The sequence below is a fragment of the Coleofasciculaceae cyanobacterium genome, assembly GCA_036703275.1.
In the GTDB taxonomy this organism is placed as follows: Bacteria; Cyanobacteriota; Cyanobacteriia; order Cyanobacteriales; family Xenococcaceae; genus Waterburya.
Window position 1 is genome coordinate 69970 of sequence record DATNPK010000076.1, and the last position, 24867, is coordinate 94836.

General features: G+C 40.7%; 19 protein-coding genes, 1 pseudogene and 1 CRISPR repeat array. Of the genes and pseudogenes, 12 read left to right on the forward strand and 8 right to left on the reverse strand.

What is annotated here, in order from left to right; all coding sequences use genetic code 11:
• Positions 1-30 precede the first annotated feature (30 nt).
• The gene (locus V6C71_13930; protein HEY9769573.1) at positions 31-2559 is read right to left on the reverse strand and encodes a DNA topoisomerase (ATP-hydrolyzing); all 2529 of its coding nucleotides are present in this window, start codon (positions 2557-2559) and stop codon (positions 31-33) included.
• 526 nt (positions 2560-3085) lie between these two features.
• On the opposite strand from V6C71_13930, the gene V6C71_13935 reads away from it, so the two are divergent.
• On the forward strand, positions 3086-3484 hold the full coding sequence (locus V6C71_13935) for a response regulator (protein ID HEY9769574.1): 399 nt from the start codon (positions 3086-3088) through the stop codon (positions 3482-3484).
• A 100-nt stretch (positions 3485-3584) separates the two neighbouring features.
• Here the strand turns inward: V6C71_13935 and V6C71_13940 are convergent, their stop codons facing one another.
• The gene (locus V6C71_13940; GenBank protein ID HEY9769575.1) at positions 3585-4751 is read right to left on the reverse strand and encodes a glycosyltransferase family 1 protein; all 1167 of its coding nucleotides are present in this window, start codon (positions 4749-4751) and stop codon (positions 3585-3587) included.
• 56 nt (positions 4752-4807) lie between these two features.
• Between V6C71_13940 and V6C71_13945 the strand changes: the two genes are divergently transcribed.
• Together V6C71_13945 and gnd are read left to right on the forward strand one after the other, a co-directional pair.
• Positions 4808-5767 (forward strand): DUF362 domain-containing protein, encoded by a 960-nt coding sequence (locus V6C71_13945; GenBank protein HEY9769576.1) that lies wholly within the window; start codon positions 4808-4810, stop codon positions 5765-5767.
• A 284-nt stretch (positions 5768-6051) separates the two neighbouring features.
• Positions 6052-7506, forward strand: a complete 1455-nt coding sequence (gene gnd / locus V6C71_13950) for a decarboxylating NADP(+)-dependent phosphogluconate dehydrogenase (GenBank protein ID HEY9769577.1) — start codon at positions 6052-6054, stop codon at positions 7504-7506.
• Positions 7507-7696: 190 nt separating this feature from the next.
• Here the strand turns inward: gnd and V6C71_13955 are convergent.
• Positions 7697-7945, reverse strand: a pseudogene (locus V6C71_13955) (MSMEG_0570 family nitrogen starvation response protein).
• Between the two features lie 187 nt (positions 7946-8132).
• On the opposite strand from V6C71_13955, the gene V6C71_13960 reads away from it, so the two are divergent.
• Complete coding sequence (locus V6C71_13960) at positions 8133-9482, forward strand: glutamate-cysteine ligase family protein (GenBank protein HEY9769578.1); 1350 nt, start codon at positions 8133-8135, stop codon at positions 9480-9482.
• 128 nt (positions 9483-9610) lie between these two features.
• On the opposite strand, the gene V6C71_13965 is transcribed toward V6C71_13960, so the two are convergent.
• The 3 genes from V6C71_13965 to V6C71_13975 form a co-directional block, all read right to left on the reverse strand.
• Positions 9611-9952, reverse strand: a complete 342-nt coding sequence (locus V6C71_13965) for a glycosyltransferase (protein ID HEY9769579.1) — start codon at positions 9950-9952, stop codon at positions 9611-9613.
• Between the two features lie 117 nt (positions 9953-10069).
• Positions 10070-10321: a Uma2 family endonuclease gene (locus tag V6C71_13970; GenBank protein HEY9769580.1), complete on the reverse strand. Its 252-nt coding sequence runs from the start codon at positions 10319-10321 to the stop codon at positions 10070-10072.
• 109 nt (positions 10322-10430) lie between these two features.
• A complete protein-coding gene (locus V6C71_13975; protein HEY9769581.1) occupies positions 10431-10589 on the reverse strand; it encodes a hypothetical protein in 159 nt (52 codons plus the stop codon).
• A gap of 740 nt (positions 10590-11329) precedes the next feature.
• Here V6C71_13975 and cas3 point away from each other — a divergent pair.
• From cas3 to cas2, 7 genes are all read left to right on the forward strand, one after another.
• Entirely contained in the window at positions 11330-13543 is a 2214-nt protein-coding gene (gene cas3, locus V6C71_13980) for a CRISPR-associated helicase Cas3' (GenBank protein HEY9769582.1), read from the forward strand.
• A 169-nt stretch (positions 13544-13712) separates the two neighbouring features.
• The gene (gene cas5c, locus V6C71_13985) at positions 13713-14393 is read left to right on the forward strand and encodes a type I-C CRISPR-associated protein Cas5c (GenBank protein ID HEY9769583.1); all 681 of its coding nucleotides are present in this window, start codon (positions 13713-13715) and stop codon (positions 14391-14393) included.
• A complete protein-coding gene (gene cas8c / locus V6C71_13990; protein ID HEY9769584.1) occupies positions 14390-16114 on the forward strand; it encodes a type I-C CRISPR-associated protein Cas8c/Csd1 in 1725 nt (574 codons plus the stop codon). Before cas5c ends, cas8c begins: the two co-directional genes overlap by 4 nt.
• Before the next feature lie 70 nt (positions 16115-16184).
• On the forward strand, positions 16185-17324 hold the full coding sequence (gene cas7c / locus V6C71_13995) for a type I-C CRISPR-associated protein Cas7/Csd2 (protein ID HEY9769585.1): 1140 nt from the start codon (positions 16185-16187) through the stop codon (positions 17322-17324).
• Between the two features lie 25 nt (positions 17325-17349).
• Positions 17350-17976, forward strand: a complete 627-nt coding sequence (cas4, locus tag V6C71_14000; protein ID HEY9769586.1) for a CRISPR-associated protein Cas4 — start codon at positions 17350-17352, stop codon at positions 17974-17976.
• 221 nt (positions 17977-18197) lie between these two features.
• Positions 18198-19232 (forward strand): type I-C CRISPR-associated endonuclease Cas1c, encoded by a 1035-nt coding sequence (cas1c, locus tag V6C71_14005; protein HEY9769587.1) that lies wholly within the window; start codon positions 18198-18200, stop codon positions 19230-19232.
• Between the two features lie 4 nt (positions 19233-19236).
• Positions 19237-19527 carry a CRISPR-associated endonuclease Cas2 gene (gene cas2, locus V6C71_14010; protein ID HEY9769588.1) on the forward strand — a complete coding sequence of 97 codons (291 nt, stop codon included), beginning with the start codon at positions 19237-19239 and terminating at the stop codon, positions 19525-19527.
• A 177-nt stretch (positions 19528-19704) separates the two neighbouring features.
• A CRISPR array of direct repeats spans positions 19705-21046; the repeat unit is 37 nt; unit sequence GTTGCGGTCGTCCTTCGGGGCGATCGAGGATTGAAAC.
• A gap of 769 nt (positions 21047-21815) precedes the next feature.
• Here the strand turns inward: cas2 and V6C71_14015 are convergent.
• Together V6C71_14015 and V6C71_14020 are read right to left on the reverse strand one after the other, a co-directional pair.
• Positions 21816-22184, reverse strand: a complete 369-nt coding sequence (locus V6C71_14015; GenBank protein ID HEY9769589.1) for a hypothetical protein — start codon at positions 22182-22184, stop codon at positions 21816-21818.
• Between the two features lie 20 nt (positions 22185-22204).
• Positions 22205-23995, reverse strand: a complete 1791-nt coding sequence (locus tag V6C71_14020; GenBank protein ID HEY9769590.1) for a S8 family peptidase — start codon at positions 23993-23995, stop codon at positions 22205-22207.
• A gap of 499 nt (positions 23996-24494) precedes the next feature.
• Here V6C71_14020 and V6C71_14025 point away from each other — a divergent pair, with 499 nt between their 5' ends.
• Positions 24495-24839 carry a hypothetical protein gene (locus V6C71_14025; GenBank protein ID HEY9769591.1) on the forward strand — a complete coding sequence of 115 codons (345 nt, stop codon included), beginning with the start codon at positions 24495-24497 and terminating at the stop codon, positions 24837-24839.
• Positions 24840-24867 lie beyond the last annotated feature (28 nt).

Genomic DNA, 24867 nt, shown 5'->3' on the forward strand with positions numbered 1-24867 from the left:
ATTACGGCATATGATGACCGCATACCGCTTCTAACTGCACACAAACGGATACACTCCAGTAATAATCTCATTCGTCTTAAGTTTACCAATTCTCTCACCTTGGCTATTTTTCTCGGTTTGTTTCAGACTGTTGACTGGTAAGACTAACCTGCGATCGATGCTAGTAGTTAAAATAATATTTTCTTCAGTAGTAGAAATAATTCCCGCTAGCATATCTTCCTTAGTCGTAAATTGAATTGCCTGAGTTCCAATATCCCCTCGATTACCTAACCTCAAGGAGTTAACGGGAATACGTTTACCAAATCCCAACCGAGAAATTACGGCGAGAGAATCATCAGAACTGACGTTACAGCAACCGACCAAACTTTCTTTCAATCTCAAACGCATGACTCGATTACCCTGAGCATTTCGTCCCATCAGCGGAATTTGAGTATCGTTGACTGGCAAACGTAAGATACGTCCTCCCGTAGTAGCGATCGCCATCTCGCGATTTTCTTGGGTAAAACAGAAGTACTTGAGGACATCTTGCTCTTTAAGCTTGACTAAAACTAATCCGCGATTACCCAAAGCGTCTAGTTCGGTGGCATCTAAACGTTTAATGATGCCTTTTTCAGTCAGCATTACTAAGTCCAAATCCTGATGATTTTCGCTCAGGAAGAAATGCGCCATCGTAGCGTTAGCGTCTCTTTGTGCTGCTGCTGATAAAAGTTCTACTGCGCGCAGCTCGGTACTCTCCAGACTAGAGGGGACTTCTTCAATGGGAATTGGATAGGCTTTGCCACTATCGGTAACCACAATTAGCTGGTTGCGATCGCCAATAACTGCTTGATGCAGGATAAAATCTTCTCCTGCTTGAGGAACAGAATTATTGGCTTCAGTATCTTTGGCAGAATTTTCCCAATAAATACAGCCAGAGCTAGTAACTTTCAATTTTGCCTGGGACGAACGTTCAAAAGTTAGACTAGAAGATACGGTTAAAGCAGGATCTTTTTTCGGAGACTTTTCCTGCTCAAGGGATTTTTGGGCGGTTGGTGCTGGCTTATCTTCGCTTACTTTTACATTAATAATGCGAGTCCGACGTTCATCACCAAACTTGCGCTTGAGAGAACGTAGTTCTTTTTTAAGCGACTTCATTAATTCTTGGCGATCGCCTAACACCTTATTTAGCTCGGCGATCCGCTCCTGTAGATCCGTCGACTCAGTTTCTAGCTTCTGCTTTTCTAAGCCTGTCAGACGACGCATCGGCATTGCCAAGATAGAATCTCCCTGAGTTGGAGAAAAGTCTAACTCATCTTGAAGACGTAACTTAGCCGTAGTTCCGTCAGGTGCATGACGTAGAATCTCGATCACCGCATCAATTTGATTTAGAGCCAGTAATAGACCTTCAACCAAATGCAGCCTTTGATTTGCCTGTTCTAGTTCGTGGCTATATTGTCTTCTTAAGGTATCTTCACGGAATTTAAGAAATTCTTCTAATATGTTGCGTAAAGGTAGCTGAAGTGGCTTATTATCTACCAATGCCAGCATAATTGTTCCAAAATTACTCTGTAAGGCAGTCTGGCGGTAGAGTTGGTGCAGAACTTTTTGAGCAGTAGCCTCTTTTCTTAATTCAATTACGACTCGCATCCCACTGCGATCGCTCTCATCTCTGATATCAGAAATTCCCTCGATTCTTCCCTGATTGACTAACTCAGCAGTCTTTTCGATCCAGCCAGCTTTATTAACCTGATAGGGTAGCTCGGTAATTACGATCGCTTTCTTTTCTCTACGCCGTTTCTTCCCTGTAGCTATTTTCTCAATTTGGGCAATACCCCGCATTTTGATAATGCCTCTGCCAGTACGGTAGGCATCCTGAATCCCTGTAACTTCAACAATTTCACCTCCTGTAGGAAAATCAGGACCAGGGACTAATTGCCAGAGTTTTTCGTCGGTTATGGTCGGGCGATCGATCAAAGCAATTAAACCATCTACCACCTCACCTAAATTATGAGGCGGAATATTAGTCGCCATCCCTACAGCAATTCCCGAGCAGCCATTGAGCAGTAAAATTGGTAGCTGAACGGGTAAAACAATCGGCTCAGTTTGAGAGTTATCGAAGTTATTACTAAAGTTAACCGTCGCTTCCCCAATTTCTGTCAGCATGGCCTCAAAAGCAACGGGAGCAAGTCGGGTTTCGGTGTAGCGCATTGCTGCGGGGGGGTCATTATCTACCGAACCAAAGTTACCGTGACCATCTAAAAGAGGATAGCGAGTTGAAAAACTCTGCACTAGACGCACCAAAGCATCATAAACTGACTGATCGCCATGAGGATGATATTTACCTAGAACATCTCCGACGACGCGAGCGCATTTACGGTAAGGGCGATCGGGAGTCAAGCCTAATTCATACATAGCATAGAGAATACGCCGATGTACGGGTTTTAATCCGTCTCTTACGTCAGGTAATGCCCTGCCGACTATAACGCTCATTGCATATTCAAGATATGACCTCTCCATTTCTTGGTGAAGAGGAGTAGGAATGATTTGACCATTTCCTAACAAATTAAGCTGCTGTGCCATTCAAAAAATCTCCAAGAGTTTGTAGGGGAAATATGCCAAAAATACAGTTAAGCCTAGGAAAACAAAATAAGCAGGAGCTAAAAATATAGCTTAATCTTTGAGGATAGAAAAAACAGACAGTTCTGTCCAGCAGGACAAAGACACGCAACGCATTGCGCTGCCAGTCGAATATGCGACGGGCGACACAAAATTTTAACAAGATTTTAAACTGAATTCAGAATCCGCGCCCTCATGGGGCATACGAGTGTTGAAGACAAGCTCCGACCATAGCTTCTTACACAATCTAATTAGAAAGGACTTGTCCGCATCTAAGCTTTGGGCAAGTAGGGCTGATGGCAAGGCGGAGTAATCTCTGACCGTTGGTAAGAATATTATTCAACAGCCTTGGCGAGATAATCTAGAACTTTGCGATCTTAATCTTTTAAGCCACAATAAAATAAAGTTATCTTAGCCCAAGTAATTTTTTGTCCTCGTTATTTCTAGCATCAAGTTTTTAAAATCTCATCAAACTTTGTGAGTAGCATCTATGACAACGGTTTTGATTGTAGAAGATGACCCCATTAATTTGCGGGTTTTTTCTAAAATACTAGTAAAAAGAGGCGGTTTGCAAGTCAAAGGTACAGAAATTGTCGAAGAAGTCCTGCAATATGCTCAATCTGGCGAAATAGATGCAATTTTAATGGATGTTGCTCTTGCCAATAGTATTTATCAGGGTAAACCAGTAGATGGGATAAAAATAACCCAGATGCTGAAGGCAGATCCTAAGACCGCAGATTTACCCATAATTTTAGTGACCGCTCACGCTATGGAAGGCGATCGCGAAAACTTTCTTCAGCAAAGTGGCGCAGATGGTTACATCTCTAAACCAGTAGTTGACCATGGGGAATTTATTCAACAGATTGTTTCTTTAATCGATAAAGCATAATTCTCTAATTTGCCCATCTATTATCGTTTTACTTTTGACACAATTTACCATTATCTTAGTACATTAGTTCGTTTTATCTCAAAATATAATTTTAGAGCAACTAACTTTTATCCCTCAATTCTTTTGAGAGGCAGTTGCGAAATATTTGCCTGACATTATCTGCTGTGCGATTCCAACTAAAAAGCTGCGATCGCTCTATTCCTCGATCTCGTAGTTTATTCCTCAATTCAACATTGCTTAAAACCTGATACATCCCCTGGGCAATATCTTCCACACTGTAAGGATCGACATAAAACACACTTTCTCCCCCTACTTCAGGAATAGACGTAGTATTTGAGGCGATTACAGGACAACCACAGGCCATTGCTTCTAATACTGGTAGTCCAAACCCTTCATAAAGCGAAGCAAAGACCAAAGATTGAGCCGACGAATATAAGCCTGGTAGATCGGCGTTGGGTACATAGTCCAAAAAGATAATTCGCTCCTTAGCAGCTAGCTGTGCGGTTTGGCGTTCAATTTCAGGATAAAAAAAGTCGTCTTTTTTACCAGTAATGACAAATTGGTAATCTTTGAGTGGTAAACGGTCAAAGGCTGCTAAACAGCGACTAAGATTTTTATAAAATCGCATATCTCCTACATAAAGCAAATATTTATCCAGGCTATATTTTTGCAGTATGTCTGAATCTGGTTGAGGAAAAAACAAATCGCGATCAAACCCTAAATAAACTACATCGATTGATTCAGGATTAAGCCTATAGTTTCTAACTATGTCTTGCTTGGTATATTCGGAAATACAAATAATATGTTGAGACTGCTTGAGAATAAAGGGCAAAACATAGAGATAATAATATTTCCACTTAGGGCTTAATTCAGGATATTTGAGGGGAATTAAATCGTAAACACAGACTATTTGGGGTACGTTGGGAAACAAAATTCCTTCGGTAACGGGAGAAAAGAAGAGATCGACATTCTGTTTTTTGAGCTGTCGGTTGAGAGCAGTTTGATACCAAATAAGCCGCTTAATGTGTCCAGAAAAACCGCGATCGGGTGAGATATCGGGAGCTACAGAGACAACTTTGGCAGAATACTTATTTTGCCAGAAATCCGCATTGGAATAAAGCGTAAAATCGAACTGGCGATCGTCTTGATGCTGGTTGAGCGAGTATTTCATTAATTCGGAAATTAAATTCTCATTGACTACTCCCAAACCACTGGCTTGTTGTTGAATATAAGTTCCGTTAATAGCGATTTTATCGAGTTTAGACATTGCAATTAATTTTTTTTTGGTACTTTGGAGACAGATATTAAAAATAAACTAAAAAAATGTATACAGTTAGTCTGATTAAAGCCGAGTCTTACGAACTAAGAGAACTGCGATCGCGCCTAGAATATTTACTCGAACCCCTAGGCGGAATGGGATCTATTGTCACACAAGGCGATCGCGTCTTGTTAAAGCCAAATTTATTAACTGGTAGTCGTCCCACCAAAGAATGTATCACCCGTCCTGAGATTGTTTACTGCGTTGCTCAACTGGTACAAGAAGCAGGAGGCAAACCCTTTTTAGGAGATAGTCCCGCTTTTGGTAGCGCCAGAGGAGTCGCTAAAGCTAACGGTTATTTACCTCTATGCGAAGAATTAAACTTACCGATTGTTGAATTTAAAGGTCAGCGTTACGCCACAGAAAATGAGAATTTTCGACATCTAAGGCTATCAAAAGAAGCGATGGATGCCGATGTAGTAATTAATTTACCTAAAGTAAAGTCCCATATGCAGTTAACTATGACTTTAGGAGTTAAAAACTTGTTTGGCTGTGTCCCTGGCAAAATGAAGGCTTGGTGGCACATGGAAGCAGGCAAAGATGCCGCTCGCTTTGGCGAAATGATTGTGTCAACGGCTAAGGCGATCGCCCCTAATTTAACTATTATTGACGGTATTATCGGTCACGAAGGAAATGGCCCTAGCGGTGGTGAACCAAAAAAATTAGGAGTTTTGGGGGCATCTTGCGACGTTTTTGCTTTAGATCGCGCCATGATCGCTCTATTAAACGTCGATCCTTTGACTGTTCCGACTCTGGCTGCGCAGTTTAAACAGGGACACTGTACCGAACTCTCTGAAATTGAGTTTCCCTACTGCAAGCCTGCTGATTTACAGGTATCGGATTGGAAATTGCCTGAAGCTTTGATGCCAATTGATTTTGGTCTTCCCCGCGTGTTGCGATCGACCTTTAAAAACTTTTATATTCGCTTGATTAAAGAGCCGATGAAAACCTATGAGAAAAATTAGCGACTATACTGATTCGTATGATCAAAGGCGAAGCGCGATCGCTCAAATCCAGCAAAAGTTTTTGAAAAACTTTTTCAAGTCATTGCTGCTCAATAGTTTTTTAATCATTAATTGTGTCATCCAACACAGTTTTACAGCTGATTCTCGCTTTTAACATTATTTATCTGGTAAAAAATCAAAGAGTTAATTAAGGAACCAATCGACACCGATAAAACTGCGCTAGCCTTTTTTTAGATCGTTATGTTTCCAATTAAATAAGCAAGAATTAGGGCAAGTTAAATACAATGGCAAAAAGAACTTTTGGTGTAATCGGTTTAGCAGTAATGGGTGAAAATCTCGCCCTCAACGTAGAAAGTCGCGGTTTTCCGATCGCCGTCTACAATCGTACCGCTGCCAAAACCCTGTTATTCATGGACAAAAGAGCAAAAGGCAAAGATATTAAAGCTGCCTATTCCTTAGAGGACTTCGTGCAAACTTTAGAACGTCCCCGCAATATTTTAGTGATGGTCAAAGCAGGTAAACCTGTTGATGCCGTAATCGATCAGTTAAAACCACTCTTAGATGAAGGAGATACCATTATTGACGGTGGGAATTCTTTGTATGATGATACCGAAAGACGTACCAAAGATTTAGAATCCACGGGACTAGGTTTTATGGGTATGGGTGTTAGTGGCGGAGAAGAAGGCGCGCTTAAAGGTCCAAGTCTAATGCCAGGAGGCACAAAAGCAGGTTACCAAGATTTAGAACCAATCCTAACCAAAATTGCCGCCCAGGTAGATGATGGTCCTTGTGTCACCTATATTGGCCCTGGTGGTGCAGGTCACTATGTCAAAATGGTGCATAATGGCATTGAGTATGGGGATATGCAGTTAATTGCTGAAGCCTATGACTTAATGAGAAATACTTTGGATCTGACTGGCGAAGAGTTACAAGAGGTATTCAGCAATTGGAATCATACCGATGAGCTAAATTCTTTTTTAATTGAAATTACTGCCGATATTTTTAGTAATACAGACCCCGAAACCCATAAGCCTTTAGTAGATTCAATTTTAGATGCTGCTGGGCAAAAGGGAACAGGACGTTGGACGGTAGTAAGTTCTTTAGAGTTAGGTGTACCGATACCTACTATTTATGCAGCGGTTAATGCTCGCGTCATGTCGGCATATAAAGAAGAACGGGTAGTAGCTTCCGAACAAATTTCAGCTCCTATCTTTAAATATGAAGGAGATAAGCAAGAATTTATTGATAAAGTTCGAGATGCTCTTTATTGCTCCAAAATGTGTTCCTATGCTCAAGGAATGGCACTTTTAAGCAAGGCATCAGCTGAATTTAACTTTAATCTTGACCTGGCAGAAATAGCGCGCATTTGGAAAGGTGGCTGTATTATTCAGGCTGCTTTTCTCGACAAAATCAAACAAGCATTCAAGGAAAATCCCAGTTTATCAAACCTGTTACTTGCACCTGAATTTAAACAATCAATTGTAGATCGTCAAGCTGCATGGCGTGAAGTTTTGGCAACTGCTAAGCAGTTGGGTATTGCTGTTCCAGCATTTAGTTCTTCATTGGACTATTTTGATAGTTATCGTCGGGCTACTCTACCTCAAAACTTGACTCAGGCTCAAAGAGATTACTTTGGCGCACATACCTATGAAAGAGTCGATCGCCCCAGAGGTGAATTTTCTCACACCGAATGGACTAAAGTTGCCAAAGAATCTTTGCAAACAGGTACAACGGACTAATTGTGGTTTGAATAGTCAAATTTAAAGTTAGATTTTTAGGATATGGCAAGAGTCATGTCCTATATTTTTGTCGCTAATTTGTCGGTAATTATACTAAATCTTGTCTAGATAAAACACTTTAAGGTTAGGTAAGTCAGAAGAGTTATAGCTACTTTAAGTCAAGAGTACTTTATCAATCGCGGATTTAGTATTAGAGATCGCTAAAATCGATAACTCGCACTTTAGGTTCGGATAGCTGTTGATATTCAGCTGTTTTTGATTCTATTTGTGGCAATTGTCCCAAGGCTCTACTACAGGCAAAACCATAGGCTGCCTTAAGGCGATCGCTGGCAATATTTAAAGCCGTACGGGATTTTTCGACAAAGCTAGCCAACTCGTATTCTTCCCTTGGAGTAAAGTATTGTTTTACTACCAAAGAAGGGGAGTAACAATTTTGTCGTGTGCCATCTGGCTATTCTATTTTAAAGTTATTTTCAGGCATAATTTTTACGGGATGAAAGATAAGTTTTGAAAAAATGAAGTGAATAAAAGTCGTCGCTTAAAATACTGCCACCTTATTCAGCTTATTCAGTAAAATTGAAGCAATTGCTACAAATTTAGATAAGCTGAATAATTATGCTGATAATATGAAGCTTAACAACTCTCGCCTTGGACTCGAACAAGAATTTTTTATTGTAGATCTCGAAGGGTTTCTATCCCATCGCGCAGACGAATTTTTATCAGGCTGTCGGAATATAGCTAAAGCACGCGATCGCTCTGCTGATTGTTTTGCCCCTGAGTTTGTCAAAAGCATTGTGGAAATTAATACTGTTCCAGTTAATAATTTTGCTGAACTAACTGCCGAATATCTTGACTTACTCAAGATTTTATTAGAAGTTGCCCAAAGCCTAGATTTACGAATATATCCTTTATCTACTTATCCTCTTTATACTACTCCTATAATACGGAATAAGCCCAACTATCATTTGCAGGTACGTACTGTGGGGGAAGGAAGTTTTGATAACGCAGCCAAATGTACGGGTACGCATATTCATTTAGATTTACCTGACGACGTAGTAGATCGTCGAGTCGGTATTGCTTATAATTCTTCTTTTGAAGCTAGAGAGAGAGTTTTAAATATTTACAATTTGGCAACTGCTTTCGATGCAGCAATAATTACTTTATCTCGCGCCTGTCCTTTTTATGATGGCACAGTGGCTGGGAAGGCGATGCGGACAATCCACTATCGTGGAAGCAAACAATTTGCCTGGCAAGGAGTTTATACCGATCTTCAATCTGTAGGTGGCTTGATGCCTTATGCTGAAACTGTAGAAGATTTAACTCAACAGTTATTCAATCGTTACCATAGCTGGCTGCAAGCAATGGATCTGGCAGGAGTAGACAGACAAATGTTTTTAGACTCTGGTGGTGAATTATTAACTGCGGGGTGGAATCCGATCAGACTTAATTCTATCGGTACAGTAGAACTTAGAGGTTCAGACAGCAACTATCCCAGCGTAATATTGGCACTTGTCGCCTTAATTTCTGAAGCTGCTAATCGAGTACGACGCGAAGATATCAGGGTTAGACCGAAACCAGGGGCTAAAACCTTTGAACTGCAAGGACAAAATTTAACAGTACCCGAATTTGACTATTTAAACAATGAGCTACTATATGCTGCGGTAACGGAAGGAATAAATCATGCAGCGGTTAAAAATTATCTTGATTCAATTTTAGAATTTAGTTGCCAAAACCAAGGTGAAGCCAGCGAATATTTAGCTCAATTCAAAACAACATTAGGACAATACACTACTACCGAAGCCAAGTTATTAGACAAGTTTCCTACTACTACAGGAACAATATCTCAAGAGGATGGTTTAGCTTTAGTTCGTTACTGCTGCGATCGCCTGGAAGAAGAGGTAAGCGATCTTAGTTCTCAGCAGCTAGATAAACAGGCTTTAATTACCGATCTAGACGATTGTAAAGTTGTTATGTAGCCTTTGATAAAGGTCAAGGTGTATTTGAGCAGGTTTTTGCCAAATATATTCAGCAGGAATAGCTGCGCTGTTATTAACTAATTTTTGGCTGAGGTTTTTATTTAGGATATCGAGCATGGCAAAGGCGATTACATCAATGAAATGAGGATCGAAAGTAAAGCTGTTTCATGGTCGAGAAATTCGGTAAATGGCGCAATATTAGCAGTAACCATAGGTAGTCCCGAAGCGATCGCTTCTAATAATACTAGTCTCCAACCTTCTTTGACCGATGGAAAAACCAAGGCATCGCCGCAACGATACAAAACAGGCAGATCTCGATCGGATATTACTCCAGGTAAGATTAAAGACTTGCCAATTTCAATTTCATTATGCTGGACTAAATTAAAAAATTCCTGCCGATATGGCTTGTAGTCAAACAGAGTATCACCACCAACAATAATTAACTGTGCTTGAGGATAAGTTTTTAGCACCTAATTAAAAGCTTGTAGTAATTTGAGAGAATTCTTGCGGAGTTCAATTCCGCCGATGGATAAATAAGGTATACGATCCATATTTGGTCGAACTTAGACAAAGCAAATTGAACACTCTCAGGTAATTGACGACGTTTGCTTTTGTTCCAAGATAATTTTAGATTCGGTAGCAGAACGAAGTTCGATTATAAAGTCAGGAACGACAGGAATAAAGCCTGTAATATTGATTCCTTCCAAGCGAGACTTTTCAATCCAAGAGACATCGGGAGACATCTTGCCGCCACCAATGGGGATAAAGTCATAGCCAGTGGAAGAGTCAAATACTTCACCTAATTTTGTTTGTTTATTCCAAGCAATAACTTGAAAAATTAATTCTGAGTTTTTTTTCCACTTTCACCGCCGCGCGATGCAATAGCATCGCCAGTCGTCGAAGACGACAATCTGAACGTACGTTCTGCAAAGACATAACAATCAATTCTTAATCTTTAGTAAGTTCGAGTCGTAAATCGGGGTTATTCAGGCAGAGAGAATCAAACTCCGAAGCAGTGACATGAAGCACTGTGTTACTAACATTGAGCAACAAAAGTTCAGCTTGAGTATCGGTAGAAATATTCTTGGCAATCATTTTCTTAGACAAGTTCCACTAACCTCTTTAGTTTAATATTTTATTTTCTGAGTGCGATCGCAATGATTGGTAATATTCCACAAAGAGCGATGCCTTCAGCTAACTTCGCGACCTAAGGAGGACGCGATATGCCCTAAAGGACTAACTTCGTGTCGCGGAGCGGTATGCTAAAGCACTAGCTTCGCGTCGTCCTTTAGGACGTAAGGAGGACGCGATATGCGGAGCGGTATCCTTTAGGACGTAAGGAGCTAATCCTTTAGGGCTAATCCTTTAGGGCTAATGCTTTAGGATACGAAGTTAAGGCGCGTTTTATGTAAGAAGCTTCCTACACAAAAGCCGCCGTTAGTCCTTTAGGGCACTCGCGCTGTTGAGCTTTTCAAGAGGAGTCCTGTTATTGAGCTTTAAATATATTTCAATTTGTTGTCAGAGCAAGGCTAATTTCTGAAAAAAGAGGGGCTAAAATATATAGCAATTTTTGTCCTAGACGACGCGCAGCTAGTCTATTACGGATACCGCTCCGCGACGCGAAGCTAGTCCTTTAGGGCATATAAACGTATAATGCGTGAGGGGTTAATGCTGAATATTGAAGCAGAGCCAGGAATGAGGCTGAAAAAAACTAGAGCGATGAAAACAGAGAAACAAATGCTTCAATCAAGTGTTATTAACCGCCAACGCAGAGGGAACGCAAGAAGAGGAAAGTTTTAATTTGTTTTGACGGTTTATTTATACGTGCAGTATTCTGTGTTGAAGTTATGCCTTTTTGCGCCCATACTCCTCCTAAAGATAGTAAAAATTGGCATTCTCTCAAATGTCACTTATCGAAAGTAGCTAAAATAGCCGAGATTTTTGGTGATAAATTTAATGCAGGAAAGTTAGCTTATCATGCTGGACTATGGCATGATCTGGGTAAGTATAATTCAGAGTTTCAGAAATATTTAGAACAGTGTCATCAAGCTTCAGAAACTAATAATTCCGAACCTAAAATTCGTATTCCTCATGCTATTTATGGTGCAAAACTCGCTGCGGAAAAATTTCAACCGATTGCACCATTAATCTATGGGCATCATGGTGGTTTACCAGAAATGCAGTATATGCGCGATCGCCTAGCTGAAATTAAAATTGAAACATACCAGCAGATTCTAGCTAATGCGAGATCGCAATCATTAAATTTAGATATCTCACCAGAAATAAATCAGCAATTGATGAGTCTGGTAGAAGATCCTCTTGGTTATGAATTATTGTTGAGAATTTTATTTTCTTGTTTAGTCGATGCCGACTATCTTGATACAGAGAGTCATTTCGATCCAGAAAATACAGCCATCAGAGAAACAAACAAAAATCGAGAAGATCTAAAAATTTCTTGCTTGTGGCAAACATTAAAGAAATCCCAAGAGGAATTATTAGCTAGTACTGTAAATACGAAAGTCAATCAAGTGCGATCACAAGTCTATCAAGCTTGTCTCGATGCTGGACAATTAGAACCAGGAATATTCCGTCTAGCCGTACCTACAGGTGGAGGTAAAACCCGCAGTGGACTATCATTTGCTCTAGCCCATGCAAAAAAATATAATCTTGAACGCGTAATTGTAACCGTACCTTACACCAGTATTATCGAGCAAACAGTAGAAGTATATCGCAATATTTTTGGGCAAGATGCAGTTTTAGAACATCATAGTGCAGTACAACCCGAAAAAAGTAATGAATCAGATGCACGACCTCGCCAAGCTATAGCAAGACTGGCAACTCAAAACTGGGATGCACCTTTAATTGTGACTACTACAGTTCAGTTATTGGAAAGCTTATTTGCCAATCGTACTAGTCGATGCCGTAAGTTACATAACATCGTTAATAGCATTATTATTCTCGATGAAGTCCAGACTCTACCCGTCTTCTTACTCGAGCCAATTTTAAGTGTCTTGAAAGAATTGTGCGATCGCTATCGTGTCAGTATTGTTTTGTGTACGGCAACTCAACCAGCATTTGAAGGCAATAGTCCATATTTAAAAGGATTTCCATCTGGAAGCGTCAGAGATATTATTCCGGATGAATTAGCTAAACAGCATTTTTCAACTTTAAGTCGTGTTAATTATCAAATTCCTGAGATAGCTTGGAGTTGGCAAGATTTAGTACAAGACTTAGAAAAGCGTGAAGCATCGCAAGCACTAATTGTTTTGAATACTCGCAAAAATGCTTTAGATGTTTTAGATGCGATCAAGTCTACAGAAGAAGATAGTCTATATCACCTGTCTACTTTACTATGCGGTCAACATCGAAGAGAAGTTTTACAACCTGTACGAGAACGCTTGAAAAATAATCAGCCTTGTATTCTAGTTTCTACTCAGGTAGTTGAAGCGGGAGTAGATTTAGATTTCCCCTTAGTTTATCGTGCGATCGCGCCGTTAGATCGAATTGTACAAGCAGCAGGAAGATGTAATCGGGAAGGGAAATTAGAGAAGGGAAATGTTATTGTGTTTCAGCCAGAAGAAGGCAAAGTTCCCCCAGGAGAATATCGTAAAGCAGTAGATGAAACTATACGATTACTGAAACGAGAGAATTTAAATTGGGACGATCCGAGTATTTTTGCTGAATATTTTCAAAGTCTTTATCAAGGTTTAGAAACTGATTCTAAGGAAATTCAGAAATATCGCACATCTTTTGATTATCCAGAAGTAGCAGCCAAATTTAAGTTAATTCCAGACGATACCAATCCCGTTGCGATCGCTTATGACGATCTCGCTAATGAAATTATTCAACGTATCAAAAAACGAGGATTGAAATCTGGAGATTTAAAAGCACTACAGCCTTATTTAGTAAATCTTCGCAGCAGAGAGTTTAAACAAACAGAAGAATTAAGAGAACAAATTGCTGCGGGTATTTGGGTGTGGAATGGAAACTATGACTTTATAAGGGGAATCGCGATTGGTGACCAAGCAATCGCTTACGATCCAGCCGATTTAATCTTTTAGATTTTTATTGGTCTCAAAATCAGTCTTAACTTGGGCTTTTTTTGACAAGATTATGGAAGAAAAAGATTTGGAATGGGAACTATAACTTTAAAGGGAATTCCAATCGGCGACAAAGCTATTGTCTACGATCCAGCCGATTGAATTTTCTGAACAAAGGAGTAAATAAATAATGACAACAAATCCACCTTTAGCAGTTAAAGTCTGGAGTGATTTTGCTTGCTTTACGCGTCCAGAATTCTGTGCTGAAAGGGTTAGCTATGAAGTAATAACGCCAAGTGCTGCCCGTGGTGTTTTAGAGGCAATTTTTTGGAAACCTGAATTTGCTTGGAAAATACGAGAAATACAAGTACTTAAGCCAATTCATCACTTTTCTATCTTTCGTAATGAAATAAATAATTGGCAAAGCGATCGCTCGGCTAAAGATGCAGAATACCGCTATTTCGCCGATGACGATCGCGCCCAACGGCATACTTTAGGATTGAGGGATATAGCTTACATCATCAAAGCAGATATCCAGCTTAAACCTCATGCTAATGCCAATCCTGCCAAATATCGCGACCAATTTCGTCGTCGAGTCAAGAAAGGGCAATGCCATCATCAACCCTATTTAGGAACTCGTGAATTTAGTGCCTTTTTTGGTGTACCAGAGTCGGAAGATAAACCGATCGATTGCAGTGATGAATTGGGTTTAATGCTTTTAGATGTAGATTTTATAACCGATACAGTAGGGTCAACTATAGAGTATTTTACTCATGATGAAATGGGTGGAAAAGTTACCAAAGGAAAAGCACAGCCGAAGTTTTTTCGGGCGCGTTTGGAAAATGGCGTTTTACGAGTACCCGAATCATGATTCTTACTAGATTATACGAATATGCCGAGAATCGCATGAGTTTACCACCTGCGATGTACGGCGAAACTAAGGTAGCATGGCACATTATTTTATCTTCTGATGGTGTATTTGAAGGATTTGTTTGCTTGAAATCCAAAGAAGCTAAACGAGGAACACCAATGACAGCACCACATATCGGTCGTTCATCTGGTGTAAAACCCAAATTACTCGCAGATACAGGAGAATATGTTCTCGGTATTGCCAAAGAAACATCGAAACCAGAAAGAGTTAAAGAGTGTCACGAACAATTCAAAACTCTTGTTCAACAATGCGCCGACGAAACACAAGAATCTACAGTAACAGCGATCGCACTTTTTCTTAATTCACCAGAACTAGATAAAGCCAAATCTCAACTACCAAAAGATTTCGATCCTAGTGAAATAGTAACTTTTCGAGTTGATAGCGTGATTCCAGCAGACGCTAAATATAAATTCCATCGCGTTGAAGAATTTTGGGCAAAATATACTTCTGGAGAAACTACTGAAAGTACAGATAACAGTAATCCAGTAATGACTTGTCTGATTACAGGTAAAGTTACTTCTGTAGAAAAACGATTGCCTTTTCTAATTAAAGGCATATTCGGCGGACAACCATCAGGTACAGCGTTGGTTTCTGCTAATTCTTCTTCATTTATGTCTTATGGATTGCAAAACTCTCTGACTTCACCAATTTCCAGAGATGCTGCTGAGAAATTTGCTAAAGCGTTGAATTGTCTAATTTCCAATAAACAAGATCGATCGTGTATTTATATAGGTTCGACTGTCTATGTATTTTGGACGAGGAAAGAAACAGAATCTAATTTTATTCAATTTCTAGATAAACCCGCTCCACAAGCGGTTGCCAACCTATTACAATCTCCATTGACTGCCAAACAAGCATCAAGCTTGGATGAAAACAAATTTTACGGATTGTCTTTAACTGCTAATAATGCCCGTGCAGTTGTCAGGGATTGGTTAGAAACCACCGTTTCTAATGTCGAAGATAATCTCAAACTCTGGTTTCAAAAACAAAGAATAGTTGATGCCTATGGCGGAGAACATCGGCCTCTCGGTGCTTACACTCTAGCAGCCAGTGTATATCGAGATGCAGCTAAAGAAATGCAGCCAAAAATACCAACTGCTTTAATTCGGAGTGCTTTGCATGGCGATCTCTTGCCTTATGACTTACTCAATAAGCTGGTGCGACGCAATCGGGTAGAGATGGAAATTACTTACCCTCGCGCCATTTTAACTAAATTAATTTTCTCTAGCGACGTAAAAACCCAAACCATGATGACCGATATGGAACAGTTAAATCTCAATCCCAATCTAGAAGGTGGCGATCGCGCTGCTTACTATTGTGGACGCTTATTAGCCGTTTTAGAAGCGATTCAAAGAAAAGCCATTGGTTCAGTTAATACTTCTCTAACCGATCGCTATTATGGCGCAGCATCTAGTACACCCGCCAATGCCTTTCCTTCTTTAATGCGTGGTGCGCGATCGCATTTAGCCAAGCTACGAAAACAAACACCTGGTACTTGTAACGCTCTAGAAGAAAGATTAGAAGAGATTACTGTCAATCTGTCCACCTTTCCTAAAACTCTTAATTTGCAACAACAAGGCTTGTTTGCTTTGGGTTACTACCATCAAAGGGGAAGCGCTCGGGCTGCTGCAAAAGCTAGTCAGAACAGTCAACTCACCTAAGTAAGGGCAAACGGCGGTTTGCCCTTACAGAAAATATGTTTCCTACAAATATAAACTTAAGGAATTAATTATGACTCATCATCTTAACCCTAACTACCGTCACGATTTTGTTTTATTGTTTGATGTTATTGATGGTAATCCTAATGGCGATCCAGATGGCGGAAATATGCCCCGCACCGATGCCGAAACTTCTCATGGATTAGTTACAGATGTCTGTTTAAAGCGTAAAATCCGTAATTACATTGCTACTTATGCCGAATATGAAGCCACAGAAGCAGAAAAGGAACGATTAAAGATTTTTATCGAACATCATGGCGTACTTAACGATCAAATTCGTCGCGCCTATGTTGCAGAAGGTATTCCTATCGGTAAATCTGCCAAAGAGGTTGTTAAAGAAGATAAAATCATTCCAGCTTTACGGGAACTCAAAGTCTTTCTACCAACCGCGTTTAGTTTCGTTGATAATGATGAAGAATCTGGTGAAGTAGATGCCACTTTAGAATATAGTGGCGAATTATCTGAAGATGAATTGAAAGATTTTTATGCCCTAGATACAGTTACAGAAGTATTTAACCAAAATAAAGCACTGAGTAAATTTGTCAAAGATTTAGTCAAAAAAGCGAAAAAACCAGATAAAAATCGTGCTAATGCTGAAAAAGCACAGAAATGGATGTGCGCTAACTTCTATGATATTCGGATGTTTGGCGCAGTTCTTAGTACAGGTTTAAATGCAGGGCAAGTAAGAGGGGCAATGCAACTTACCTTCGGGCGATCGCTCGATCCAGTTCAACCTCAAGATCTTGCTATTACTAGAGTTGCGGTAACTGATGCCAAAGATCGTGAAAAATTACAAACCATCGGGCGTAAAACTTTAATTCCTTATGGCTTATATCAATCCCATGGTTTTTATTCTCCTTGTTTTGCTGCCAAAACAGGCGTTACCGAAGCAGATTTAGCCTTATTTTGGGAATCTTTAATAAAAATGTGGGATATGGATCGCTCTGCCAGTCGAGGCATGATGGCACCACAAGGATTGTGTGTATTTAGTCATGAATCTAAACTAGGGAACGCACCAGCACATAAGCTATTTGAACGAGTACAAGTAAATCTACAATCAGAGGGAACAGTTCCGCGTCAATTTAGTGATTACCAAGTCACAGTAAATGAAGCAGAGTTGCCAGCAGGAGTGCATCTGACAAAATTAATTTAGCTGTTAGCTTAAACTAAAAAGATTTATGTTTACTAATGATGAATATGTAATGCTGAGTGCATTGCAACATTTTGCTTTTTGCCCCAGGCAGTGCGCCCTGATTCATATCGAACAAGGTTGGACAGAAAATATCTATACTCTCCGAGGTTTGCGGGTACACGAAACAGTAAACAAACCAGGGGATGAACTCATTGAAGAGGGAATTAGAGTTGAACGATCACTACCTTTATCTTGTCATAAACTCGGACTTAAAGGAATTGCCGATGTAATCGAGTTTCTACCTGACGGTACACCTTATCCAGTCGAGTATAAATCTGGTTCGCGTAAAGTTCGCCCTGCTGATAATATCCAGCTTTGCGCCCAAGCATTGTGTTTGGAAGAAATGCTTGATCGCCCTGTCTTAAAAGGGGCAATTTTTCATCACCAATCCCGCCGCCGACGAGAAGTATTGCTAAATGATCAGTTGCGATCGCTAACAATCCAAACAATTCAACAAACGCGATCGCTCTTGGCTACAGCCAAATTACCGCCCCCAGTCAGAGATAAACGTTGTGATGATTGCTCTTTGATTGAAACCTGTATGCCTGATGCAGTAAATTACTTCACCGAATCAGCGCACAAGAATAATCCTTTTAGATTAGATCCTCCCTAGCGATCCTAGGGCTGTTTCCTGTTCGCGTAGAACAGATAGAGAGATAGGGGATTAGGGAAATATAAGGGTAAATATCCTGAATTAATTCAAAATTTATCAAATATATAGTTTTGGTTGTTCAACGATTTTCCCTACTTCCCCATCCCCCTAAGCTCCAAAATCGTTAACCTATGGAACTTTGGAACAGCCCTACCCTACCTTACTAAAGGGGAAATTGAATTATGAAACAAATTCTTAATACGCTCTACGTCCAAACTCAAGGTTCTTATTTACGTTTAGATCATGAAACCCTCAAACTAGAAATAGAAAAACAACTCAAATTTCAAATTCCCTTACATCATCTTGGTGGTATCGTCGCTTTTGGTAATGTATTGCTGAGTCCATTTTTGATTCACAAGTGTGCTGAAGATGGCAGAAGTTTGATTTGGTTAACTGAATATGGACGATTTAAAGCGCGACTGACAGGTTCGACTACAGGAAATGTTTTGCTGAGAAGATGCCAACATCAAGGAATCGATTCTGCCGAACAAACTTTAGCGATCGCCCGATACATAGTAGCAGGAAAGTTACAAAATGCACGCTCGGTAGTCATGCGGGCAGCAAGAGAAGCAAAAAACTCGAAAGATAAAGAAATTCTGCTAAAAACTGTTCAAATTCAGGCCGATTCAATTATAAATACAGAAACAGTTTCAGATTTAGACAAACTTAGGGGAATTGAAGGTTATGCAGCTAAAGCTTATTTTGGCAGTTTTACCTCAATGATTCGTCAAAATAGAGAAGCATTCGCCCTGACAGAAAGAAGCAAAAATCCACCTCGCGATCCAATTAATGCTTTATTATCTTTTGTTTACACATTACTTACTAATGAATGTGTTTCCGCCTGCGAAAGCGTTGGACTCGATCCGCAAATGGGCTTTTTGCACGCCCTACGCCCAGGTAAACCATCTCTAGCACTAGATTTAATGGAAGAATTGCGATCGCCTCTGGCAGATCGTCTGGTTTTAACCTTAATCAATCGGGGACAAATTAAACCAGACGATTTCACTGAACGTCCGGGGGGTACAATTTATCTTTCTGAAGACGCTAGAAAAGCAATTCTCACAGAATATCAAAAACGAAAACAAGAAGAAGTAACTCATTCGTTTATTGGTTCTAAAATTCCTCTGGGTTTAGTTTCTCATGTACAGGCGCGGTTGCTGGCAAGGCATTTACGAGGAGATGTACCGAGTTATCAACCTTTTATTTTGCGAGGTTAATTTTATGGATATTCTAGTAACTTATGATGTGAATACGGAAACCACGGAAGGACGCAAACGCTTGCGTCAAGTGGCTACTGTTTGTAAAAATTACGGTCAGCGCGTTCAATATTCTGTGTTTGAATGTCGTGTAAATGAGATGCAGTATGAGATTTTTCAAGCTCAATTGATCAAAATTATTGATAAGCAGACGGATAGTATTCGGTTTTATCGTTTGTTTTCCCCGCGAGAAAAGTATGTAGAATCTTTTGGCGTTGATAAGTATACTGATTTTGACAAGCCTTTGATTCTGTGATTTTCTCGCGAACCTATAGCGGAGGATATTTTCCGCTATAGGTTCGCAATCGCTTTCTGAATAATGGTTTGGGTGTAGTTTTAACTTTTTGGATTTGACTTCTATGGGTATCTAGATCGGGGGTTCGCGCAATAGTAACGGCAAAGGCTTATCTAGATTGGGGTTAGAATAAACACTGTTGCGGTCGTCCTTCGGGGCGATCGAGGATTGAAACATCATAATTATGATCGATAATTTGTGTTGCTGTCAGTTGCGGTCGTCCTTCGGGGCGATCGAGGATTGAAACATGCCAACTATTTGAAATGCACCGATCGAAAAGGTTGCGGTCGTCCTTCGGGGCGATCGAGGATTGAAACGTTAGATAATTTAATCCAACTATATTCGTCAGTTAAGTTGCGGTCGTCCTTCGGGGCGATCGAGGATTGAAACTAAAATTTCTTTAACATCTGAAAATACACTCATTTGGTTGCGGTCGTCCTTCGGGGCGATCGAGGATTGAAACTAATCCAAAATCATGTGGATCATACCGTTCATAAGTTGCGGTCGTCCTTCGGGGCGATCGAGGATTGAAACTAGGTTTACAAGAATATTTAGATTGAGAGTATAGGTTGCGGTCGTCCTTCGGGGCGATCGAGGATTGAAACAGTTATAGAAATACAAGGCAATATTGAATTTTGAGTTGCGGTCGTCCTTCGGGGCGATCGAGGATTGAAACATATTGACAAAATTAAACTGACTTAAAGTAAAGATTTTAGTTGCGGTCGTCCTTCGGGGCGATCGAGGATTGAAACACTTTCAAAGGTGTAGCAAAGCATAGAATTGCTCAAGTTGCGGTCGTCCTTCGGGGCGATCGAGGATTGAAACACTTTCAAAGGTGTAGCAAAGCATAGAATTGCTCAAGTTGCGGTCGTCCTTCGGGGCGATCGAGGATTGAAACAAAAATTACCGCATTTGAAGGAGTTTGAATGGATAAGTTGCGGTCGTCCTTCGGGGCGATCGAGGATTGAAACTAAATTACCTTTTTCGTCTCTACTATCAAAAACTTTATGTTGCGGTCGTCCTTCGGGGCGATCGAGGATTGAAACTAATATTGGCTGTGCCATACTATCAATATTATCTTGAGTAGTTGCGGTCGTCCTTCGGGGCGATCGAGGATTGAAACTTAAATGGAGAAACTTGGGCATTTGCAGCTAATGGTTGCGGTCGTCCTTCGGGGCGATCGAGGATTGAAACTTTTGCTCCTTGGTAGACTGAGAAGAGCTTTGGTTGCGGTCGTCCTTCAGGGCGATCGAGGATTGAAACAGGCTCTCCTGGTCGTCGGGGTAAATAATGTTCAGTTGCGGTCGTCCTTCGGGGCGATCGAGGATTGAAACAGGCAGATAGTTTAAAGAGAAGATCTACAGTGGCGCAGGTTGCGGTCGTCCTTCGGGGCGATCGAGGATTGAAACTTAAATGGAGAAACTTGGGCATTTGCAGCTAATGGTTGCGGTCGTCCTTCAGGGCGATCGCCAATCAAGCAGCAACAGAAGACGAACAATTCAGTTTCACTTTCTCCGAAAATACCTTTAATAATGTAAACGATAAGGGTGAAGTCATCGGTTATAAAGACTGGCTATTTCAAACATAAATACAGTTTTTCTCTGCATGTTTGCCTCTGGAGACTAACCAATCGAAATAGAAAGTTTTATAAGGTTTATTCATTAAATCGCGTTCGCCATGAATTTCCTCGTTACCAATATGAATATAAGTAACTCCAGTATCTAAAATCTCGTCTTCATCTGGTGCCTAACTATGTCCTGCATCAACTCCTCCTGGGTCTTCGGTTCTAAGAGTCATCCAAGCAGTAATTAACGCGAGTTCGGGATAAGAAAAAGAGCAGATAGTAAGCTAGAACTGTCTAAAAGTCGTTTCATCGCCTAAGTTTGTAGTAAATAAGTTCTTCTACTCTGGCTCAATTAATTAAATCTGGGTGCGATTTAATATCGATAGGATGTACCATATCCTTTAATTCGCTTCATCACAGTTACCAAATATTAATCAGAACTTACGCACAAGTTTTTGGTTGTGGTTGGGTAAAGGTTAAAGGTCTACGCAAGTAGTTAATTAATCCTTTTCCCATTTCCCTTTTCCCATGCCAAACCTTTGATTTTTGTTGACTGAGTAAGTCCTAATGGTTATCTGTCATCTGTCATAGTCTATTGGGTTAGGATTTGGTGCGCTCCGAAGGCTACACGAAGTGTAATCGCGTAGCGTACCCGAAGGGTAAGTTGATTTTATTAACCAGCCTTTTAGTACGATCTCAACTTATAAACTGGTTCAATCGCTACAACAGCAGGATCTTGCTCTAGTTGTGCTAATACCTCATAGGGGATATTGGCGGTAAAGATTAATGGACTGATTCTGGTACGAACTTCGACACTAGAAGGCACGTATCCTTCCTGAGAAACCTTAACTGTTGCCACAAAAGGCTCTTCTTGATTCAGCCCTCTTTGAGCTTCTCCACTTAACCTCAGCTTTGAATGTTGAGGAGTGACGTACTCAACCCTGTACTTTGAACTGTTATCTTGTTTGTCTGAAGACATGGTGTATTTAGATAGAGGTACAACTAATATCAATATTGAACCTAACAAAATTATAACTTTGTACCATGCATTCATGAGCTAACTCCTACTACAGATCACCCGCGTACTTGCTGTACCGATGCGCTTGCATCCACTCGTCCATTACCGTAGCGGTCATCCCACGCCATACTAGGTGGATTTGAGCGCGCATTCTTAGCTAAAATGTCACGAATTTGTTCAACCGTAAGCTCTTTATTTAGACTACGGGCTTCGGCCAGCACAAGGGCTACAACTCCAGTGACGGCAGGAGCAGCCATACTGGTTCCTGACATACGGGTAATCCCTACCCGTGTTGATGAATTAGCAGCCCAGACATTATGTCCAGGTGCGCTGATTTCTGGTTTTTGTCTTCCATCTCTGGTCGGTCCAGCACTAGAGAACCAAGATAGGGGTTGTCCAGCCGTGTGAGCATCGTACGAACCCACGACTATGTTGTGCTGTCCGCAGGAAATTGAGCCGAGAGTATGAGAATTATCATGGGGAGGAGCAAAACTAGACTGTCCAGGATCGTCTCGTTCGATCCAGGCATGAAATTGACCGTTATTGATCGCAACACCATGCAGACGAAGCTTAAGCTCTGTCGGTAGACTCGAAGACATAGCCCTAGTATTCATGAAAATCCCAATGGTATTGTCGCCATTGTTAGGATCTCCTTGGCGATGGGCAGCGAAAAAGAGTAGCTCGTTTGCCTCGTTGAAAATCTCCGCCGAAGCACCTAAGTCTACTGTGCCAATACTTTGCTCATCTTGATCGATCAACTCTAGCTGTAGCTGGTCATCTTTGCTGTACCAGATTTCAAGTTCGTTATGAGTAAAATCAAATTGACCGATTTGCCAGATAAGATCGACGAAGCTTCCTTCCGTAACCTGACCACTGGCATGAATTCCGTCATTGTAAGAGTTACTAGCTGCAATAACTACAGCGCGGTTAGGTTGGGCAGTGACAACCGCATCAATTCCCTGTTCGACCAGGTTGGTGCCGTCATGAGGACCACCATTAGTTCCCAGACTAATATTAATTACACAAGGTTGGTTTCCAGCTTGCTCAAAAATAAATTGGATTGCCTCTAGGAGTTGTACCGAACCTCCAAAATTAGAGTCAATCACCTCAGTCCCTTCCCAAGCTATGTCACTGGCACTGATTTGGACAAAAATTATATCTGCATTGGGAGCAACACCTGGGACACGGCTACCGTTGCCATTACCACAAGCAATATCCATCACATGAGTTCCATGACTTGCCCTGCCAGGATCGTAGCCCAAGCTAAGATAGGGTTCTGATGAGCGTAGTGCAGCATTAATGTCAGTTTGAGTGTAAACTTTACCGTATCCAAAAGGACTGGAGCCTTCAGATAAGGCGGTCTGATCCCAAAGTGCTAGAATGCGAGTACTGCCATCAGGATTACGAAAGTTATTATGGAGAAAATCACATCCGTAATCAATGATACCAACAACAACACCTTTTCCCTGTTGTCCTTGAGCAGAAGGAGGTAGCAAATCTACCCGCGCTTTGATTTCTTCAATTGTGGACTTTAGTGTTGGTTTGAGGAGTTGAGTTGCTTTTAGACTTTGGACGTAGGGAAGTTGTCGTAGTATTTGCACTCGGTCGAGCGGTATTCTGGCGGTCACAATATTAGCATCATCAGGTGTAGTTCCAAGATTAGCTCCTGGAAAAACTTCGCTTCGATTTAGCCAGCTTGTTAGATTGGAAACCTTAGCAATAACCGCAATTTCTCCTTTTGCTGTTGAGGATGTGACAGGAGGCACTATTCCTCTAGCTCTGCGAGCCAAATCCACTTGTATTCTTGGATCAATTTCAGTAAAAACTTCTTGCAATTGTATCCGCATATTGCTACCTCATTCTTTGACTTTTCTATGGGGTCAGAATTACTTCCCTAAAATTTTTTCTTATGCACCTCTTCTAAGATATTTTTTGATGCAGTGGTAGTTTTTTACAACGGCGCGTCTGAATTATTTAGACAAAATAATTCTGTATATTTACCCTATGTAATTGGTTATGTTATCTAAAATTATTCCGTATATTTTTCTGTATTAATCCGTTGCACAGCATTTCTTAATCTTTAATTGAATGGTTAATTAAACGGTTTAGGCTGAACCACCTTTATCTCCACTGTTCCCACCGCATATTGATCTTAAGAAATGCGATCGCACTCCTCGGTAAGAATCCGGGGGCAATGTTACTAGATACGGTGATTCATCAGAAACAGGCGTCGCTGATACTTCGGGACAATCGGCTACAGTATGGGACATATTAGGAAGACCTGCTAGTAAGTCGGCATCGGAATACGAACGAAGAACTGTTTAAAGAAATGCTCAAACAACTGCCATGACCAAAAGACAGCGAAAATACCTAGATGACTCTCTAGCTAGTGAATTTGTATTTGGTGACAACAAACCAGAGGCAGAAGCAGCAACACCAGAAGAAGTAACTACCGTCGAGTCAGAAACAACACCTATTGCACCTATGTCAGACAAGCCAGTTGAGAACAAAAGTAAAGAATTAAGCCTGATGGAAAAGTTACAGGTAGAAGCCAAAAAAGGAACTAAGCGTTTTACTATTGACTTGAGAAAGTCAGTATACCGTAAGTTATCGATTTTGTCTGCCAGGACTGGTAGAAGTAAGGCGGATATTATCCGTATGGTTTTGGATGATGTAAGGTGCGGATGTTGAGGAGTAAGGGGCATTACATAATTGTCCT

Excerpts from the sequence above, each read along its gene's own strand:
- cas5c (HEY9769583.1), top strand. The coding sequence starts at position 13,713 with ATGACAACAAATCCACCTTTAGCAGTTAAAGTCTGGAGTGATTTTGCT.
- V6C71_13960 (HEY9769578.1), top strand. The coding sequence starts at position 8,133 with ATGAAGCTTAACAACTCTCGCCTTGGACTCGAACAAGAATTTTTTATT.
- V6C71_14025 (HEY9769591.1), top strand. The coding sequence starts at position 24,495 with ATGACCAAAAGACAGCGAAAATACCTAGATGACTCTCTAGCTAGTGAA.
- cas7c (HEY9769585.1), top strand. The coding sequence starts at position 16,185 with ATGACTCATCATCTTAACCCTAACTACCGTCACGATTTTGTTTTATTG.
- V6C71_13940 (HEY9769575.1), bottom strand. The coding sequence starts at position 4,751 with ATGTCTAAACTCGATAAAATCGCTATTAACGGAACTTATATTCAACAA.
- cas2 (HEY9769588.1), top strand. The coding sequence starts at position 19,237 with ATGGATATTCTAGTAACTTATGATGTGAATACGGAAACCACGGAAGGA.
- cas3 (HEY9769582.1), top strand. The coding sequence starts at position 11,330 with ATGCCTTTTTGCGCCCATACTCCTCCTAAAGATAGTAAAAATTGGCAT.
- V6C71_14020 (HEY9769590.1), bottom strand. The coding sequence starts at position 23,995 with ATGCGGATACAATTGCAAGAAGTTTTTACTGAAATTGATCCAAGAATA.
- V6C71_13945 (HEY9769576.1), top strand. The coding sequence starts at position 4,808 with ATGTATACAGTTAGTCTGATTAAAGCCGAGTCTTACGAACTAAGAGAA.
- cas4 (HEY9769586.1), top strand. The coding sequence starts at position 17,350 with ATGTTTACTAATGATGAATATGTAATGCTGAGTGCATTGCAACATTTT.
- cas1c (HEY9769587.1), top strand. The coding sequence starts at position 18,198 with ATGAAACAAATTCTTAATACGCTCTACGTCCAAACTCAAGGTTCTTAT.
- cas8c (HEY9769584.1), top strand. The coding sequence starts at position 14,390 with ATGATTCTTACTAGATTATACGAATATGCCGAGAATCGCATGAGTTTA.
- V6C71_14015 (HEY9769589.1), bottom strand. The coding sequence starts at position 22,184 with ATGAATGCATGGTACAAAGTTATAATTTTGTTAGGTTCAATATTGATA.
- V6C71_13935 (HEY9769574.1), top strand. The coding sequence starts at position 3,086 with ATGACAACGGTTTTGATTGTAGAAGATGACCCCATTAATTTGCGGGTT.
- gnd (HEY9769577.1), top strand. The coding sequence starts at position 6,052 with ATGGCAAAAAGAACTTTTGGTGTAATCGGTTTAGCAGTAATGGGTGAA.
- V6C71_13930 (HEY9769573.1), bottom strand. The coding sequence starts at position 2,559 with ATGGCACAGCAGCTTAATTTGTTAGGAAATGGTCAAATCATTCCTACT.